A 16,927-nucleotide genomic window follows, 5' to 3' on the forward strand; every position below is an offset into this window, starting at 1 on the left:
TTTCCATGCTCAAACGACTGCTCATTGCTTTTATCGCCCTGTTTTTCCTGAGTGGAGCCTCGGGCTATGGTTTGCATCTTTATTACAAGGATCGCATTTTCAATCCATCCCCTGATCGCGCCGATGTCGAAAAATCGCCTTTTCCGGTCGAGGTCATCACCATCAAAACCGCCGATGGGCTGGATTTGCAATCCTGGTGGAGCCCGCCTCGCGATGGCATGGCCAGCATTTTATATCTGCATGGAAATTCCAAGAGCATCGGCAGCTATCTGCGGGGCACCGCCCCCCTTGTGGCGGCTGGCTATGGCGTTTTGATGCTGGAATATCGCGGCTATGGCGGCAATCCGGGCGCTTTATCCGATGATGGCTTCCTCATCGATGCCCATAGCGCCCTTGATTGGATGGAAGCCCGGGGCATCGCCTCATCGGATGTGCATGTTTATGGCTATTCTTTGGGAACCGGGGTGGCGGTACCTTTGGCGGCACAGCGCGATGTGGCTTCGGTGGTCCTGGCTGCCCCCTTCGCCTCCATCGCCGAAATGGGCTATGATCAGTTCCCCCGCTGGTTTGTTGATGCCCTGCTCACGGATCGCTTCGATTCCATTGGCCATATCAAGGATGTAACGGAACCGGTGCTGATCTTGCATGGCAGCGATGATCAAACCGTGCCCGCCCATCAATCGGTCAGGCTTGCTGCAGCGGGGCATGACAATATCACCCGCCATGTGATCGATGGCGCGGGCCATGGCTGGGATCTTTTCGAGCCGCGCGGCCATGCGCTGATCCTGCGCTTTTATGAATCGCTGGCCGCCGCTTCGTCCTGAGAAACGATCAAAAGCCACCCTCATTCATTGATAGTGGCTGCGGGCCTTTTTCAGGGCCTCGTTCATATCATCAAGGGCCTTTTCCGCCCCTTTGCGCATCTCGTTGAAGGCGCTTTCGCTGGAGCTTTCAAGGCCCTTGATCAGGTCATGGGCCTTGTCGCGCTGGCGGCGCACCTCATCCACCTGGCGCTTGAAATCTTCTTGCTGGCCTGCCTGAAATTTTCTGGCTTTGGCCTGCAATTTATCCAATTCGGCTTCCCATTCATCCAGACTTGCCTTCAGCTTTTCATAAGATGCATTGGGTGCCATGGTGCGCCCCTTTCCCTTCATCATGATCCGATGCCATATGAACGCCGGGGCGGCAGCAAAAGTTCTCATCTTCGGAAAAATCCGAGCCGTTTTTCACACCGCAACCGGTGCCTTGATATGGGGATGGGGGTCATAATCCTTGAGGATGAAATCCTCATAGCAAAAATCAAACAGGGATGTGCGCGCCTTATTGATCTCCATCCGGGGCAAGGGGCGCGGGGTGCGCAAAAGCTGCGCATCGGCCTGTTTCAGGTGATTTTTATAAAGATGCGCATCGCCTAAGCTATGGACGAAATCCCCGGGCTCAAGGCCACTGACCTGAGCGATCATCATGGTAAGCAGGGCATAAGAGGCGATATTGAACGGCACGCCCAAAAACACATCGGCAGAGCGCTGATAAAGCTGGCACGACAAGCGCCCATCGGCGACATAAAATTGAAACAGGCAATGGCAGGGCGGCAAGGCCATCTGATCGACATCCGCCGGGTTCCAGGCGCTGACAATCAATCGGCGGCTATCGGGATTGTTTTTGATCGCATCCACAACCACGCTGATCTGATCGATCACCCGGCCATCGGCGGCCTCCCATGATCGCCATTGCTTGCCATAAACCGGCCCCAGATCGCCTTTGGCATCGGCCCATTCATCCCAGATGCCCACCCCATGATCCTGCAGCCAGCCGATATTGGTATCGCCGCGCAAAAACCACAGCAATTCATAGATGATCGACCGCAGATGCAGCTTTTTGGTGGTGAGCAGGGGGAAGCCTTCGGCCAGATCAAAGCGCATCTGATGCCCGAAAATCGACAGCGTACCGGTACCGGTGCGATCCTCTTTGTCCGTCCCTTCGGTGCGGATTTTGCGCAAAAGATCCAGATATTGCTGCATGATTTCAATCTCGATTATCTCGGCCATCTCAGCCGCATCCGGGCTTCATACCACAAGCACATGTCGAAATAACCCACTCATGCCCCTCAGGCAAGAGCCAGGCTAGGGAGCCCTCGAAAGCCGCTGCCGATGCGGCGGGGAAAAAGGATAAAATTTTAATCTCCTTGTTTTTTAACAGGCTTTTAACCCTGAGCACGGATAGTCAGGGTCGATTGAGGGTGCAATCTGAAGGGGCACGACCGCATCATGACCGACCAACCACATACGAACGCCACACCGACCGGAATTCTTGACGAATTGAGCGAAATCACCACAAAGCTGGAAATGCAGCCCCGGCTCGACAGCTTTGCCAATGGCGGGCGGCTTTCTGATGATCTGGCCCCCATCTGGCCGATCATCGCCCCCCATATCGATGACTATCTGACCGTGTTTTTCGACACGCTTTTGGTGCATGAAGAAGCGCGTCAGGCCATCGATACATCACGGCTGCCCAAGATCAAGGCCCGTCAGGTGGAATTCTGGTCGTTCATGTTTACCGGGCGGATGGATCGCCGCTATGGGCAGGTGATTTCCGAGCGCGGCGCCTATATGCACCGCATTGGTTTGGGGCCGCGTTTTTATCTGCCCGCTTATGCCACCCTTTATGATCAGTTCATCAAAGCATCGATCGAGGGAATCGAGGATCGCGGCGAGCGCACCCGGGCGATTGTGGCGCTCAACCGGCATAATTTTTTGATGAACGAAATCATGTCATCCACCAATCATGAACTGGTGCGCGAAGAAGCCGAAGCGCTTTTAAAGCAGCATGGCACCCGTTTTGAACAGGATGTGGTCAGCGCCCTGAAACAGGTGACGGATGCGGCCCAAAGCATGCGCACCAATGCCGTTGATGTGAGTAGCGCCATCGAACAGATGAGCGCCACCAGCGCCACCGTATCGGACGCCGCCGATTCCAGCGCTGATAATGTGCGCACCGCTGCCGCTGCCGCCGAAGAATTATCGGCATCGGTCAATGCCATGAATGAGCATGTCCAGCGATCCGCTTCGGCCTCTGGCGAGGCATCCGTGGAGGCAAGCACCGCCCGTTCGGTGATCGATAGTCTGGCGGGCTATGCCAACAAGATCGGCCATGTGGTGAAGCTGATCGATGATATTGCCGGCCAAACCAATCTTCTGGCCCTGAATGCCACCATCGAGGCCGCCCGCGCCGGGGAAGCCGGGCGCGGCTTTGCCGTGGTGGCCAATGAGGTGAAGGCGCTGGCCGGGCAAACCGCGCAGGCGACCAAGGAAATCGCCAGCCAGGTTTCATCGGTGCAATCAGCGACGCGGGAAGCCGTGGATGCCAATCAGCGTCTGGGCTCGGCGATTGAACGGGTCACCTCGATCTCGGAAGAAATCGGCGCGATGATCAATGAACAGACCCAGGCCATCGAGGAAATCACCCGATCCGTGACGGTGGCTTCAGAACGCAGCCAGGATGTTTCGGGCAATATTTCCGAAGTTTCGGATGCGGCGGGCAATATCGGCCATTCAATGGCGGATGTGCGGCAATTGGCCGAAGATGTGTTCGGCCTCACGGAAACCTTATCGACCAAGATCAATCAATTCCTCACCGCCATCACCAATGACAGCGCGAAACCGGCCTGATCCTCTAAAAATCTTTGCGGTCAGCGATTGGACCAGCCCTGCGCCGTGGCAAAGCGATCCGCCAGAAAATCGATGAACCGCCTGACTTTCGTGCTCAAATGGCGATTGGGGGGATAAACCGCCTGAACCGGCAGATCTTCCTGCGAATAATGGGCAAGGATTTCCACCAGCCCCTCCTGCTCCAGATCGGGATTCAGTAAAAAACTGGGGATGGCCACGATCCCCAGATCATGGCGCGCCGCTTCCTTCAGGGCTTCGCCATTATTGGCAAAAAGCGGCCCCGATACCTTGACCGATGCACGCGTGCCCGCGCGATCATGGAAAATCCACTCATCGGGGCTGTGGCGTCCGCGATAGATCAGGCAATCATGGCTGGTCAGATCCTCGGGCTTTTGAGGGGTGCCAAAGCGTTCGAGATAACCCGTACCAGCGGCGATTACCATGCGGGCGCTGGCGATTTTGCGGCTGATCAGGCTTGAATCGGCCATCGCCCCGATGCGGATGGCGATATCATAGCCTTCTTCCACCAGATCGACGAATCGATCATTGAAATCCATATCCACAGTCAGATCAGGATGGCGAAGCAAAAAATCCGGCAAGGCGGGCGCGATATGCCTGATCCCGAAACTGAGCGCGCTGCTCACCCGCAATGTGCCGCGCGGTTCGGCATTGAGGCTTGAGACCGCCGTATCGGCATCGGCCAGATCCTCGATGATCCGCAGCGCCCGATCCCGATAGGCCCGCCCTTCTTCGGTCAGGTTCACCTGCCTTGTGGTGCGATATAAAAGCCGGGCGCCCAGATGATCTTCCAAAGATGACACCGCTTTCGAGACCGCCGATTTCGACATCCCCAGCTTGCGCGCCGCCTTTGAAAAGCTGCCGCTTTCAGCAATCTTGATAAACACCCGCAAAGCGGTCAATTGATCCATTGCCTGATCTTCCCCTTATCGGCCCATCGATTTTGCCGTCTTTGCCTCTTTAACAGAAACCAAAACATGCCTATATAGATCCTGTCGGGCAACCGACTATGGCAGTAAACGGTGCGTGAAATAGGCATTATGGACCCGGGGGCGGTACCCGGCGCCTCCACCATCAGGGATCGGCTTCATGAAATGGCTTTGTGGCCATGAATTGATCAAAAGTACGATCCTTGCTGATGGGGGCGAAATAGGCTCGACATGTGCTGAAAGACGATACTTTCTGCCCGGAATGGTTCCGCCGTTGATGGGCCATATTCACAAATGCCAATGATAATGAGGCATTTGCTGTTGCAGCGTAACAAAAACCTAGCGGTTTAAGTTACAGAGCAATCAGCACGGTTTATGGGGTGCGCCGGGTAACAGAAGCATTCCCGCGGTTTGGAGGGCACCGGGCAACAGAAGCCCTCCACTCATTTTTGCATCCCCTCTGTCTCTAACCCCCTCATGATTTCTGATCGGGCTCCACGATCACCTCAATCGGTGCCCCCGTTTGCCGCAGCCATTGGGCGGCTTCCTGCACATCCTTGGCGGTGATCGCGCTATAATCGGCTGTCACGGTGCGATAGCGATCAAGGCGATCGGGGGCATGGCTCAACCCTTCCAAAACCCCGAAAAGCCAGCCTTCATTACTATCGCGCCAGCGGCTCAATTGTTCCACCACGGGCAATCGTGCCCGATCCAGCAGATCATCACTGATGGGATGATCTGCCGCTTCATCAAGCAAAGCCTTTAACGCCTTCATCACCGCATCGCTGCGCAGGGCATCGCTATCGGCAAAGAGGCTGATCAAACCACGATAGCCAAGGCTTGACGCAAGCTGCCATGAGGCCCCGGGCGCATAAGACAGGCCATCCATTTCCCGCACATCCTCCCGCGCCTTGATCGAAAGCACGCTGGTCAGCAGATGCAGGGCCAGGGCCTGTTTCCTTGGGATTGCATCGCGCACCGGCCAGAACAGCACATTTTGCGATCCCGCGTCCTCGCCCACATAAGTGAACGAAGCGCTGGCACCATTTTCGGCATAGGTGGGGACGATGGGCAGGCTTTGGGCGGGCTGTACTGCGCGCGCGGGCAAGGCCCCCACGGTGCTTGCCAAAAGCGTTTCCGCTTCCGCCAGCCCAATCGCCCCCACCAGCGATATTTCCAGAAAATCGCTGAGCAGGAAAGGCTTGATCCGCGCCATGATCGCCTCACGATCCGGGGCCAATGCCTTTTCAAGGCTTTCAGGCAGGCCGATTTTGCGGCGATCCCCTGCCAGAACAAAGGGCAGGCCATCCACCTGCATCACCGCCTGCGGGCTGGAGCGCAGCCCGGTATAAAGCTGGGTCACCCCCCGCTCATAAAGGGGCTCGGCTTCGGCGCGAAACGCCAGATCACTGAGCATCGCGGTGGCATAATTCAGGGCCAAGGGTAAATCTTCCACGATGGCCGCCCCCAAAATCCTGATGCCCTCAGGATCAATGGACAGGGAAACCGATAGTGATTGATCGGCCATGATCGCCGCCAATGCCTGAAAATCATGCGCGCCCAAACCGCCCAAAACTGCCAATTGCCGGGTTTTCAGCATCAAACCGGCTTCATCGGGATGATAAAGGGAAAGACCATTCCCCACACGGATCGAAAAGCGCACAAGATTTTGTTCCAGATCGCTTTCCTTGATCTGGGCCACCACATGATTGGCAAAATGCAGGCGAAAAATCCCGAAATCCGCGATCTCATCCCTATGGATCACCCTGCCCGGGGGGCCAAAGGATTGATAAGCAAAATCGCTGCGCGCGGCCATTTCCCATGGCGGGGGCCTTTGATCCCCGGCTTCTTCCCATACCGCCATGATCCCGTCCATAGAATCGGCCGCGTCATGATCCTTTCCCCCGGCATCTTCGGGCGCGCTTTCAGCCAGACGCACAAAAATCAGCGGTTGGCGCAGCGCCCCATGATCACCAGCGTGAAACAGACCCTGCACCACCATCCTCACATCATCAGTCGTGATGTCATCGGCGACGCGCGCGAAATCCGCCAATTGATCGCGGGGATGGCGAAACACATAAGACGACGCGACAGACGACAGGATCTGCGACGCCAATGCCCCCGATGACCGGGTATCCGCCCGTTCGGCAGCGGTTTCCAGCGCTTTTTTCTGGCTGATCCGCATCAGATCAAGCTCGGCTTCGGTGATCCCATAAAGGCGCAGGCGGTCCGCTTCACGCCGAAGTACGGCCAATGCCTTTTGCCAATCATCGCCCGCCGGGGTGAAACTGAAGCCGAAAAAATAGGCCGCCCTTGGAATATGATCGAAAGAGGCCCCACCCGCGCTGAAGCCCGCATCCGCACCAAACATCAAATCCTGCACCCGGCGCTGAAAGGCGGCCAGGGCAAAATCCAAAGCAAAAGACTGGCGCAATATCTCGTCCCGGCGATCCGCATCATCTGGCTCCACCCGATAGCGCCCGCTATAGGCGATGGATCGGCGCAACAGGGCTGTTCGATCCTGCGCAAAATTGACTGCCACCATGGGCCGCAGCCCGGGCGCGATATGGCTTGCAGCGCGCGGCGGGGCGGGCAGATCGGCAATGGCCGCTTCATCCGCCATGGGGGCCGCCGGGCCACGGCCCTTGAAATCGGCAAAATACTTGATGATAGCGGCTTCCATCCTGTCCACATCCTGATCGCCCACCACCACCAGAATCATTTTTTCCGGCCGATAATGGGCCTGATAAAAAGCCTTCAGATCAGCGGCATCGATGGTTTCCAAGCTTTCCCTTGTGCCCCCCGGCCATTGTTCGGCGGCTATGCTATCGGGGGCGAGAAAGCGCATGAAAGCGCGCGAAGCTTTGGCCGCCGTGCTATCGCGGGCGATCAACTCGCTGATCACCACGGCGCGTTCCTGCTCTACATCTTTGGGGGTGATCAGCAGGCCATCGGCAATATCGCGCAGCACGGCCAAAAGGGGCTCTGCCCGCGCAAAATCACTGCCGGGCAGGGTCAGATGATAGGTGGTCGCCTCCAATCCGGTGCTGGCATTGCTATCGGCCCCCGATTGCAGACCCATGCGCTCCAATTCGGAAAAAAGGCCCTCATCAGGGTGCCGGCGCGATTTTTGAAAGGCCAGATGTTCCAGAAAATGGGCAATTCCCCCCTGATCGGGCTGTTCATCCAATGAGCCCACATCCACCCGCAGATAAAAGCTGAGCTGATCACGCGGGGTTTCATTGCGCATCAGGGCATAGCGCAGGCCATGATCAAGCCGCCCCCAGCGCACCGCCGGATCGGGCTTTAATCCAAAAGGATTAAGCGCATGAGGGAAAGCCGCCTCGGCACCTGAGAAAGCAGGATCGTCGCTCGCCCTCGCCCCCGGCACAGCAGCGCCACCAAGGGCCGCCACAACAAAAAAAAGAACGAGGAAAAAACAAGAAAAGGGAGCGGCGAAAACAGACAGAGGGGGCGATTTTGCCAAAACCATGAACGAACTCTCTTATGAAAAAAACGATATAAAAACGGCGGATGATCAATCGCATTGTGGCAAAGTTGATCGGCAAATCATACCATCAAGCCGACTTTTCCGTGCAACTGTGATAATGCGTCTGGTAAGCTTATGGCTGAAAGATTATAAGGGCCCCGAACACGATGTTTTTTGCGAAATGTTGCCATGGGCAGCCGTGAAAAAGACCACAAGACCTCGGAACAAGTTGAAACTATGTCACAATCCCTGTTTAATTACGATGAAATGGTTCAAAACGCCCTGCGCGGCGTGGTGCGCGAGATATTGCAGCAGGTCGTTGACCATGGCCTGCCCGGCGCCCATCATTTCTACATCGCCTTTCGCACCCGCGCCCCCGGAGTGATGATCCCCCGCCATCTGCAGGAACGCTATCCCGATGATATGACCATCGTGGTCCAGCATCGCTTCTGGGGGCTTGAGGTTCATGATGATCATTTTGTCATTGGGCTGTCGTTCAATCACAAGCCCGAACGGCTGGAAATTCCTTTTGCTGCGGTGGTTGGCTTTGTCGATCCTTCGGTGCAATTTGCCCTGCAATTTCAGGATGATCCCATTGGCGAGGATGAAGCCCATGATGATGATGGGGCGGGGGATATGCTCGATTTCCCGGCTTTCGACGCGGTAACATCCACCGATAGCGCCGCCAATCACGAAGATGAAGCCGATCCCAAAGCCCCGGGCCGCAAGCCGGGCAAAAGCAGTAAAAGCCCCAAAGCCGCCCCCAATAAAAACACGGCCAAAAGCAAAAGCGGTGCCAACAAAACAGACGAAACGGGGGGCAAAAGCGGCGGCGAGGATAATGTCGTCACCCTTGATGCTTTTCGCAAAAAACCCTGATCCCGGTTTCCCTGATCCCGGTTTCTTTGCCCAAGACCATGCCAGATGTCGCCTGATTCCGGGCGGCCTGATCGTTTCAAACTCCAGCCTCTTTCTGTTTTAAAAAACGGCTGAACGAAAAAGGAATGACGCCATGATTGATCCTCTCGCCACTGGCTCCCAAAAATCCGATGCCGTGCGTCTTGAAAGCGACAGTTTTGGCGAATTGAAAGTGCCCGCCGATAAATATTGGGGGGCACAAACCCAGCGATCCCTGATGAATTTTCCCATTGGTGGCGAAATCATGCCGGTGCCCCTGATCCGGGCTTTGGGGATCATCAAACAGGCCGCCGCCCGGGCCAATATGGCGCTGGGGATGCTGGAACCAGATATCGGCCAGGCCATTGATCAGGCGGCGCAGGATGTGATCGATGGCACCCTTGATGATCATTTTCCGCTGGTGGTGTGGCAAACCGGCTCGGGCACCCAAAGCAATATGAACAGCAATGAGGTGATCTCCAACCGGGCCATCGAAATTCTCGGCGGGGTCATCGGCTCGAAAGATCCGGTGCATCCCAATGATCATTGCAATCGCTCGCAAAGCTCGAACGATACCTTCCCCACCGCCATGCATATCGCTGCGGTCGAGGAAATCCACCACCGCCTGATCCCGTCTCTTGAGCATCTGCTGGCCGCGCTCAGCGAAAAATCCGCGGCTTTCGAGGGGATCATCAAGATCGGCCGCACCCATCTGCAGGATGCCACCCCCCTCACTTTGGGGCAGGAATTTTCCGGCTATGCCCATCAGCTTAAAAATGCCCTGCGCCGGGCCAAAGATGTGCTGCCTGCCCTTTACCAGCTCGCTCAGGGCGGCACGGCGGTTGGCACCGGCATCAATGCGCATCCCGATTTTGCCGTGCGCGTGGCGCAGGAAATCGCCCAAAGCACCGGCCTTCCCTTCATCACCGCCGAAAATAAATTTGAAGCTTTGGCCGCCCATGATGCGATCATCGAAGCCTCGGGCGCGATGAATGTGATCGCCGCCAGCCTGATGAAGATCGCCAATGATATCCGTTTGCTTGGCTCCGGCCCACGCTGTGGCCTTGGCGAATTGAGCCTGCCGGAAAATGAACCCGGCTCATCGATCATGCCGGGCAAGGTGAACCCCACCCAATGCGAAGCCCTGACCATGGTCTGCACGCAGGTGATGGGCAATCACATGACCATCACCATCGCCGGATCGAATGGCCATATGGAGTTGAATGTTTTCAAGCCGGTGATGATCTATAATCTTTTGCAATCGATCCGCCTTTTGGCCGATGGGGCGCGGTCCTTCACTGATCGCTGTGCTCAGGGGATCACCGCCAATGAAGATCGCATTGATGCCCTGCTCAATGAATCGCTGATGCTGGTCACCGCCCTTGCCCCCAGCATTGGCTATGACAAGGCCACCAAAGTGGCGAAAGATGCCCATAAAAACGGCACCACTTTAAAAGAAGCGGCCTTGAAACTTGGCTATGTCAGCGCCGAGGAATTCGATCAGGCGGTGCGCCCGGCGGATATGGTTCACCCCAAAGCCTGAGCAAAAGATGAATGAGGGCGATGACATCGGCCCGATCAAGCGCTCGGTGATGATCAGCGGGCATCGGACCAGCATTTCGCTGGAACCTGCCTTCTGGTCGGAACTGAAAAATCTCGCCGCCATCCGTCATCAATCGATCAATGGCCTGATCACTGAGATCGATCATCAAAGGCGCGGCAATCTATCCAGCGCCCTGCGCCTGTTCGTGCTGGATCAATTAAAGGCGCGAGCCCATCAATCCGGGCCAGAGGAAGCAGAGCCGGATGGATCAGGAACAGGGGATGAGGATGCATCGGGGGATTGATCGCGATCCATGTCATTGATATTTTCCGACCCATCTTCTGGTCCCCCCACGATTTCGGGCACCCGCAATTGCCCTTTGCCGGGCAGTTGAAGCCGCCTGAATACATCACCAACCAAGCGCCCCGCCAACCAGCGTTGCAGGGGATCGGTATCAAAAGCCGCCCGTGGCCCCGCCAGCGATCCCCCCAGATCAAAGCCGATGGCCGGCGCTTTGGGGAAAGCGCCCAAAGCCACCTTGCCCTTCATCGACAGGGCCCAGGCCGCCAGATCAAGGGTGGCGCGACCATCAAGCCCCCCACCCGCCAGATCGGCCCTGATCTGATCGCTGCTGATCATGCCTTTGTCGGCCACTAAATCCGCCCCCAAATGGCTGAAAGCGGTGCGCCCACCGCCAAAGGATCGCTGCGCCAAACCTGCCAGATCGGCCGGTTTTTTGGCCGATTGAATGCGGCTGATCAATCCGGGCAGATCAAAGGCCCTGATCGCCCCATCGGCCATATCAAGCCGCGCCCGCCCCTTCAGGGCCGAAACCAGATCAAAGGGCGATGCCCCTTGTGCCGAAAGGCTCCCCTTGATCGCCGCCCGCCCGGAGAGGGTTTGATAGCCAAAAAGGCTTTGCATCACTTCGGCCATCGCCAAAGATTGCCCATTAAAATCAATAGCAATCGCGGGCATGGCTGTGGCATCCACCTGCCCTGTGGCCAGAAAATGACCGCCAAAAAGCCCGGCATCGATGCTTTCGATGGTTAATACTGCATCCTGAAGGCGGCCATCAAAGGCCGGTTTCGTCAAAAGAACAGCGCCATGGCGCAGGCTTTTCGCCCGGATCTGAAACCGGCCATCAAGATGCGCCAGTGCCGATGCATCAAAAGGCACATGGGACCATTCCATGGGGCTTTTTGAGGATGGAGCCCCCGCCCCCTTAGCGCCCCCAAAATCCGCCGCTACCACATCCCCCAATTCCAGATCCACCTGCCAGAAAGGCCGCTTTTCCTGTGGTTTGATGTGCAAGCTGCCCGCAAGCGTGGTTTGCCCCAGATGCGATGGCTGCAGATTGATCGCCAGCCCTTCATCCCCACTGTGGCGGGCTTTCAAGGCCAGCAGAACATCACCCAAATCCCGGGCCGGGGGCTGATGATCGGGGATCAATTGCCGCAAGAAAGCCCCCAATGCAGGATGCCGGGCGCGAAGGGTGACATCGATCAGGCGATCGGTCGAAAACCCCCGGGAAACATGCCCCGAAAATTCCAGCTGACCGCCCAGCAACCGCCCCTCGCCCACAAAGTCGGCCGCCGAAAGCAGGCCGCCCAAGCGCATCTCCAGATGCACGGGCAAGGCATCCCCCGTGGCATAAGCGGGCAGATGAAAGCGTTCGGCCAGCGCCCGATGGGATGGATGATCAAAGCCAAGGGCAAGATCAATGGGGCCATCCGGGGCCAGCCCCAAAGGCCCGGGCTTGCCGCGCAGGGTCATCCGCCCCCCGGCCAGCCGGGCGGTCATGTCCATCTCGGTATCAGCCAAGGGCCCGGTGATGCGCCCTTCAATCGCCACAGGCCCCAGATCAGCGATCAGTTCAAGCGCGGATATATCCGCCCCCCCCGCTTTCAACTGCGCCAGAAGGGCGGCAGGATCGGGGCTCGCGAGCCGGATCAAGCCATCGACCACAGGCACCCCGTCCCCGGTCCGAAAACCGCCGGATAAGCCAAGGCTGCTTTCTGCCGGGCCTTTGAGATCGAGGGATTCGATGGTGAATGCCGCCTTTTGATCCCCCGCATTCAGCGTTTGCGCACCAAGGCTGATATCGCGCAGGATTTGCCCCATGATGGTCAATCGCCGGGCCTTGAGCTTCAGATCCAGATCATAAGGCGCAATCTGCTTTAAGCCCTCATTGGCCATTTCCGCCATGGATTTGAGGCTGAAGGGCGGAGCATCCGCCGGGGCGGGGCCGAGATAATCATCAAGATCAAGGCGATCAAGTTCCAGATCGGCGGCCAATCCCAAGCGACCATCAAGACCGCTGAGGGCCAGACGCCCGCTGATGCGGCTGGCATCGAGCACCAAAGCCAGATCATCAAGCGCCAGCATTGTGGGGTCGACAGCGACATGGGCAGAGACTGAAAAACGGTTGAGCACCTCTTGCGGGCCATCGGATGCGGCTATGGGCTCGATCCCCAACCAGCCGAGCAAAGCCCGCAGATTGCTTGAGGATGCAGCCATCTCGCCCTCAAGCTTTGGCACGGCCCGTGATCCCTTGAGCTGCCCTTTGAATGACAGATCGGATGCGCCGGGCAGATTGGCCGCGGCCTCATCGATCACCACAGCCCCTTCATCGGCATGGGCTTTGAACCCAATGCGGCTGATCACTTGATCGCGATAGCGTGCGGCATCGATGGCCACCGAAAGATCGAGCGCCAGATCAGCGGGCAAAAGCGATGTCTCATCCCCCACATCAGGCTTAAACGCGGTGCGGCCATCGGTTTTTGGCGATGGAGAGGCGGCGAAAAAAGGATCGAGGTCAAGCTGATCGGCATGAAAATCCACGGCCAGCCGGGGGGCCGCGCCGGGCACATATTGGCCCCGGCCATCAAAACCGGTTTTGCCAAAATTACCGCGCAGATCATCCAGTGTCAGCGATCCATCCGATAGCAACCGGGCCTTCAGATCAAAAGCTTTATCCAGCCCGGGGGTTTGGGGCAGATTTTGGATGGCCTGAAGCCATGCGATGGGCAAAAAAGCACGGCCCACCGCCTCGAAATCTCCAAAAAATTGACCCAGATCATCGGTTTTTGCATCAAGCTTGAACGAAAAATCGGGTAACGCGCCCCCGGATGAAAGAAGATCGGCATCGGATAGGGGGACGGCCTTTTGCCTGATCCAACCTGAAAGACCGAACCGCGCTTCATCAATTTCGAGCCGCACCGATAAAGGCGTGCGCCGATCCGGGGCAAAGCGATCCGCTTTCAGTTCCAGTTCAAGAGGAATATCGCCTGATTGCGCCGCCATTTGAAGGCGATAGGGCCCCGCCAAAGCCTGCACCTCCAGCGCGATATCGATCTCATTCAGATGGAAAGTCCTGTCCGATTGATGATCATGATAGCGCACTGCGCCGTTTTTGATTCGCAGATCATCAAGGCTGAAGCGATCGCGATCACCGCTCGTCCCGGTTGGCGATGCGGCTGCGGAAGGCTCTCCGGCTTCAGGTGGCAAAAAAATCGGCAGCCGCCAATTCTCCCGGCCATCCGCGCTCCGCTCCAAAGCCACAATAGGGGCAAGAAGCTCGATCCGGCGGATTTTCAGATCGCCCTTTAAAAGCGGGAAAAGCGCGATCACCACATCAAAACGATCCATCGCCACCAGATTGGCGGCCACACCCCCCTCATGATTGCCGATCCGCACATCCCCCGCGCGCAGGGCCAAAGCAGGCACGGTGCGCACAGATAAATCCCCGCCGATCACCACATCCCGCCCGGTGGCCGCGGCAAGGGCTGCCTCCATCCGGGGGCGATAGGCATTCCAATCGATGAACAGCGGGGCGATCATCGCCAGCACCAGCAGGCTGAGAACAAGGCCGAGCATCGCCCAGCCCGCCCTGCGCCAAAAGACACTGTTCAGGCTGGATTTAGGGGGTTTTTGCTGCTCGTCTTCCTGCATCCCTCGTCGCCTCGTACTTGCAACCGCGCCCCGCACTGCCTATCAGTGATCAATGGCACATCCCATGCCCCAAAGGCTATCAGGAAAGAGCTGCATTGATCATGCCCTTCATCAAATATCTTATCGTCCTCCTGTTCCTGCTATTGGCCGCTCCGGTTCATGCGGGATGCACCGATGCCGCCCGGCCCGGGGCTTCATGGATCCGATGCTTCATGACCGGCAGCCAATATCAGGAGGTGGATATTAAAAACGCCATCCTGCGGGAAAGCACCTTTACGCGCTCCAATTTCACCGGGGCGGTGATGAGCGATGTGGATGCCCGCGACGCCAAATTCGTTTCCGCGATCATGCTGGGGGTAAAGCTTGATGGGGCGAACCTTGCCAATGCCGATTTCACCAAGGCGGATCTGAGCAAAGCCGATTTAAGCGGGGCCGATCTCAGGGGCGCGCGGCTTTATCAAACCATCCTTCGCGGGGCTGATTTAAGCGGGGCCCGGCTCAATGGGGCCGATCTTTATCAAACCGATTTTTCCAACAGTCTGTGGGTGGATGGCACCACCCGCTGCGCTGAAGGCTCGATTGGTCGCTGCAAATAACGGCTTCCTTCTACCGATCCATGAGGTTTCGGATGAAATGGTCCCAAAAACGATCGATCCTGAAGCTGCGCGGGGGTGCCAAGCGCCTTTTGGGGCGGCTGCGCTTTGATCATTCCATCCTGTTTCTCCTCGCTTTGCTCACCGGTATCCTCGCAGGCTATGGGGCGATTGGCTTTCGGCTTTTGATCAATGGCTGGAGCCTTTTTCTTTTCGGTGCCGATGGTGATCATCTGATCGGCGGGCTGGCCTTGATGCCATGGTGGCAGATCATGCTGATCCCCATTGCCGGCGGGTTTCTGGTGGCCGGGCTTTTGCGCTTTCTGATGCCCGAAAAACGACCGCTGGGGGTGGCGGAGGTAATCGAGGCGGTGGCCCTGCGCGATGGCCGGATGCCCATCCGATCCGCCCTTGCCAATGCCTTTTCCAATGCCACGGCTTTGGGCTTTGGCGCTTCGGTGGGGCGCGAAGGCCCGGTGGTGCATCTGGCAGCGGCTTTGGCTGCGTTCATTGGGGATCGCCTGCATCTCACCCCGGCCATCACCCGCACCCTTATCGGCTGTGGGGTGGCCAGCGGTGTTGCGGCTTCGTTCAATGCACCGATTGCGGGCGTATTGTTCGCTTTGGAAGTGGTGGTCGGCCATTATGCCCTTCATGCCTTTGCGCCCATTGTTCTGGCCGGGGTGGCGGGCACCGTGGTCTCGCGCATCCATCTGGGCAATACCCCCGCCTTCACCTTGCCCGATCTGCAGATCATGTCTTTGTGGGAATTTCCCGCCTTCGGGGTTTTGGGGATCGTCTCGGCGCTTATGGCCATCCTCTTCATGTATCTCATCTTTAAAATGATCGATGCCCGGCAGGCGCTGCTTTCCCGCCCCCATAAATCCCTTCCCGAATGGAGCTTGCCGCCCTTGGCCGGGCTCTGTGTGGGGGTGGTGGCGATCTGGCTGCCCGAAATCATCGGCGTGGGCTATGAAGGGGCCGATCTGGCGCTCAAAGGCAGCTATGAGCTCAATATCCTGCTGGTGCTTTTGGGGGGGAAAATCCTGCTCACGGCCCTGTGCTTTGCCGCCGGTTTCGGCACCGGCGTTTTTTCTCCATCCCTGTTCATCGGGGCCATGCTGGGGGGAGCTTTTGGCCTCGGCCTCGCACAGGCTTTTCCCGGTCTGGTGTCTGATCCCGGGGTTTATGCAGTGGTGGGCATGGGGGCTTTTGCTTCGGCCATTCTGGGGGCACCCATGTCAACCATGCTGATCATTTTCGAGATGACCGGCGATTATGAGGTGACTTTGGCGGTGATGGTGGCCGCTGCCATTTCATCGATGATCACCCATTTTTCCTATGCGCCCTCTTTTTTCCTGAAGCAGCTTTTGCGCCGGGGGCTGAGTTTGGAAGCGGGCAAGGCATCCTATCTTTTGAAATCCACCGGCACCAAGGAAGTGATGCGCACGGATGTGATTTCCGTCAAACCTCAGGCCAGTATTTTCGAGGTTCGGCATGTTCTGATGGCTCAGGGCGGCGGCAAGCTGATGGTCACTGATGATGCGGGGGCGCTTTTGGGCATCATTTCCCTGTCTGATCTGCCTGATGAGGCCTTTGATCCCGAACTTGATCATCTGGTGCGCGCTGCCGAGATTGTGCGCGCCAATCCGGCGGTGGTTTATGCCTTTGATAGTTTGGAACAAAGCCTTGGGCTTTTGGAGCGAACAGGCGAGCCGATCCTGCCGGTGCTGTCTGATCCCAATGATCGCATCCTGATCGGGCTTTTGCATCATGAGGATGTTTTGAAAGCCTATACCCGCGCCCTGCTCCACAGCCATGGCCAAGGTTGAGTT

General features: G+C 57.4%; 12 protein-coding genes, 1 other RNA gene and 1 pseudogene. 9 read left to right on the forward strand and 5 right to left on the reverse strand.

The window, feature by feature from the left end:
* Window positions 1-5 precede the first annotated feature (5 nt).
* Window positions 6-824: an alpha/beta hydrolase gene (locus AQ1_RS14495; RefSeq protein WP_052371113.1), complete on the forward strand. Its 819-nt coding sequence runs from the start codon at window positions 6-8 to the stop codon at window positions 822-824.
* Window positions 825-848: 24 nt separating this feature from the next.
* On the opposite strand, the gene AQ1_RS08060 is transcribed toward AQ1_RS14495, so the two are convergent.
* A complete protein-coding gene (locus AQ1_RS08060) occupies window positions 849-1,157 on the reverse strand; it encodes a sll1863 family stress response protein (RefSeq protein ID WP_052371114.1) in 309 nt (102 codons plus the stop codon).
* A gap of 69 nt (window positions 1,158-1,226) precedes the next feature.
* Window positions 1,227-2,021, reverse strand: coding sequence for a thymidylate synthase (locus AQ1_RS08065; protein WP_042086172.1), 795 nt, complete (start codon window positions 2,019-2,021; stop codon window positions 1,227-1,229).
* A gap of 324 nt (window positions 2,022-2,345) precedes the next feature.
* On the opposite strand from AQ1_RS08065, the pseudogene AQ1_RS15440 reads away from it, so the two are divergent.
* Together AQ1_RS15440 and AQ1_RS15445 are read left to right on the forward strand one after the other, a co-directional pair.
* Window positions 2,346-2,768 (forward strand): annotated as a pseudogene (locus AQ1_RS15440) (protoglobin domain-containing protein); the annotation flags it as partial.
* Window positions 2,769-3,668: a methyl-accepting chemotaxis protein gene (locus tag AQ1_RS15445; protein ID WP_462687117.1), complete on the forward strand. Its 900-nt coding sequence runs from the start codon at window positions 2,769-2,771 to the stop codon at window positions 3,666-3,668. It begins immediately after the preceding pseudogene.
* Window positions 3,669-3,688: 20 nt separating this feature from the next.
* Here the strand turns inward: AQ1_RS15445 and AQ1_RS08075 are convergent, their stop codons facing one another.
* Window positions 3,689-4,597 (reverse strand): LysR family transcriptional regulator, encoded by a 909-nt coding sequence (locus tag AQ1_RS08075; RefSeq protein ID WP_042086056.1) that lies wholly within the window; start codon window positions 4,595-4,597, stop codon window positions 3,689-3,691.
* A gap of 44 nt (window positions 4,598-4,641) precedes the next feature.
* On the opposite strand from AQ1_RS08075, the gene ssrA reads away from it, so the two are divergent.
* Window positions 4,642-5,022: a transfer-messenger RNA gene (gene ssrA, locus AQ1_RS14870) on the forward strand.
* A 68-nt stretch (window positions 5,023-5,090) separates the two neighbouring features.
* On the opposite strand, the gene AQ1_RS08080 is transcribed toward ssrA, so the two are convergent.
* Window positions 5,091-8,108: a M16 family metallopeptidase gene (locus tag AQ1_RS08080; protein WP_042086058.1), complete on the reverse strand. Its 3,018-nt coding sequence runs from the start codon at window positions 8,106-8,108 to the stop codon at window positions 5,091-5,093.
* A 234-nt stretch (window positions 8,109-8,342) separates the two neighbouring features.
* Here AQ1_RS08080 and AQ1_RS08085 point away from each other — a divergent pair, with 234 nt between their 5' ends.
* From AQ1_RS08085 to AQ1_RS14875, 3 genes are all read left to right on the forward strand, one after another.
* Window positions 8,343-8,984, forward strand: a complete 642-nt coding sequence (locus AQ1_RS08085; protein WP_042086060.1) for an SspB family protein — start codon at window positions 8,343-8,345, stop codon at window positions 8,982-8,984.
* Between the two features lie 133 nt (window positions 8,985-9,117).
* On the forward strand, window positions 9,118-10,545 hold the full coding sequence (fumC, locus tag AQ1_RS08090; RefSeq protein ID WP_042086062.1) for a class II fumarate hydratase: 1,428 nt from the start codon (window positions 9,118-9,120) through the stop codon (window positions 10,543-10,545).
* 7 nt (window positions 10,546-10,552) lie between these two features.
* On the forward strand, window positions 10,553-10,849 hold the full coding sequence (locus AQ1_RS14875) for a ribbon-helix-helix domain-containing protein (RefSeq protein WP_081837181.1): 297 nt from the start codon (window positions 10,553-10,555) through the stop codon (window positions 10,847-10,849).
* On the opposite strand, the gene AQ1_RS08095 is transcribed toward AQ1_RS14875, so the two are convergent.
* A complete protein-coding gene (locus AQ1_RS08095; RefSeq protein WP_042086064.1) occupies window positions 10,780-14,499 on the reverse strand; it encodes an AsmA family protein in 3,720 nt (1,239 codons plus the stop codon). The genes AQ1_RS14875 and AQ1_RS08095 overlap by 70 nt on opposite strands.
* Window positions 14,500-14,600: 101 nt before the next feature.
* On the opposite strand from AQ1_RS08095, the gene AQ1_RS08100 reads away from it, so the two are divergent.
* Window positions 14,601-15,095 carry a pentapeptide repeat-containing protein gene (locus AQ1_RS08100; RefSeq protein WP_042086173.1) on the forward strand — a complete coding sequence of 165 codons (495 nt, stop codon included), beginning with the start codon at window positions 14,601-14,603 and terminating at the stop codon, window positions 15,093-15,095.
* 32 nt (window positions 15,096-15,127) lie between these two features.
* Window positions 15,128-16,924 carry a chloride channel protein gene (locus AQ1_RS08105; protein WP_052371116.1) on the forward strand — a complete coding sequence of 599 codons (1,797 nt, stop codon included), beginning with the start codon at window positions 15,128-15,130 and terminating at the stop codon, window positions 16,922-16,924.
* Window positions 16,925-16,927: the final 3 nt, after the last annotated feature.

Origin of the sequence: Iodidimonas nitroreducens (genome assembly GCA_000710935.1) — a bacterium.
Classification (GTDB): domain Bacteria; phylum Pseudomonadota; class Alphaproteobacteria; order Sphingomonadales; family Rhodothalassiaceae; genus Iodidimonas; species Iodidimonas nitroreducens.

Coding starts and splice junctions, on each gene's coding strand:
- AQ1_RS14495 (WP_052371113.1), top strand. CDS start 6: ATGCTCAAACGACTGCTCATTGCTTTTATCGCCCTGTTTTTCCTGAGT.
- AQ1_RS08095 (WP_042086064.1), bottom strand. CDS start 14,499: ATGCAGGAAGACGAGCAGCAAAAACCCCCTAAATCCAGCCTGAACAGT.
- AQ1_RS08080 (WP_042086058.1), bottom strand. CDS start 8,108: ATGGTTTTGGCAAAATCGCCCCCTCTGTCTGTTTTCGCCGCTCCCTTT.
- fumC (WP_042086062.1), top strand. CDS start 9,118: ATGATTGATCCTCTCGCCACTGGCTCCCAAAAATCCGATGCCGTGCGT.
- AQ1_RS08100 (WP_042086173.1), top strand. CDS start 14,601: ATGCCCTTCATCAAATATCTTATCGTCCTCCTGTTCCTGCTATTGGCC.
- AQ1_RS14875 (WP_081837181.1), top strand. CDS start 10,553: ATGAATGAGGGCGATGACATCGGCCCGATCAAGCGCTCGGTGATGATC.
- AQ1_RS08060 (WP_052371114.1), bottom strand. CDS start 1,157: ATGATGAAGGGAAAGGGGCGCACCATGGCACCCAATGCATCTTATGAA.
- AQ1_RS15445 (WP_462687117.1), top strand. CDS start 2,769: ATGTCATCCACCAATCATGAACTGGTGCGCGAAGAAGCCGAAGCGCTT.
- AQ1_RS08085 (WP_042086060.1), top strand. CDS start 8,343: ATGTCACAATCCCTGTTTAATTACGATGAAATGGTTCAAAACGCCCTG.
- AQ1_RS08075 (WP_042086056.1), bottom strand. CDS start 4,597: ATGGATCAATTGACCGCTTTGCGGGTGTTTATCAAGATTGCTGAAAGC.
- AQ1_RS08105 (WP_052371116.1), top strand. CDS start 15,128: ATGAAATGGTCCCAAAAACGATCGATCCTGAAGCTGCGCGGGGGTGCC.
- AQ1_RS08065 (WP_042086172.1), bottom strand. CDS start 2,021: ATGCAGCAATATCTGGATCTTTTGCGCAAAATCCGCACCGAAGGGACG.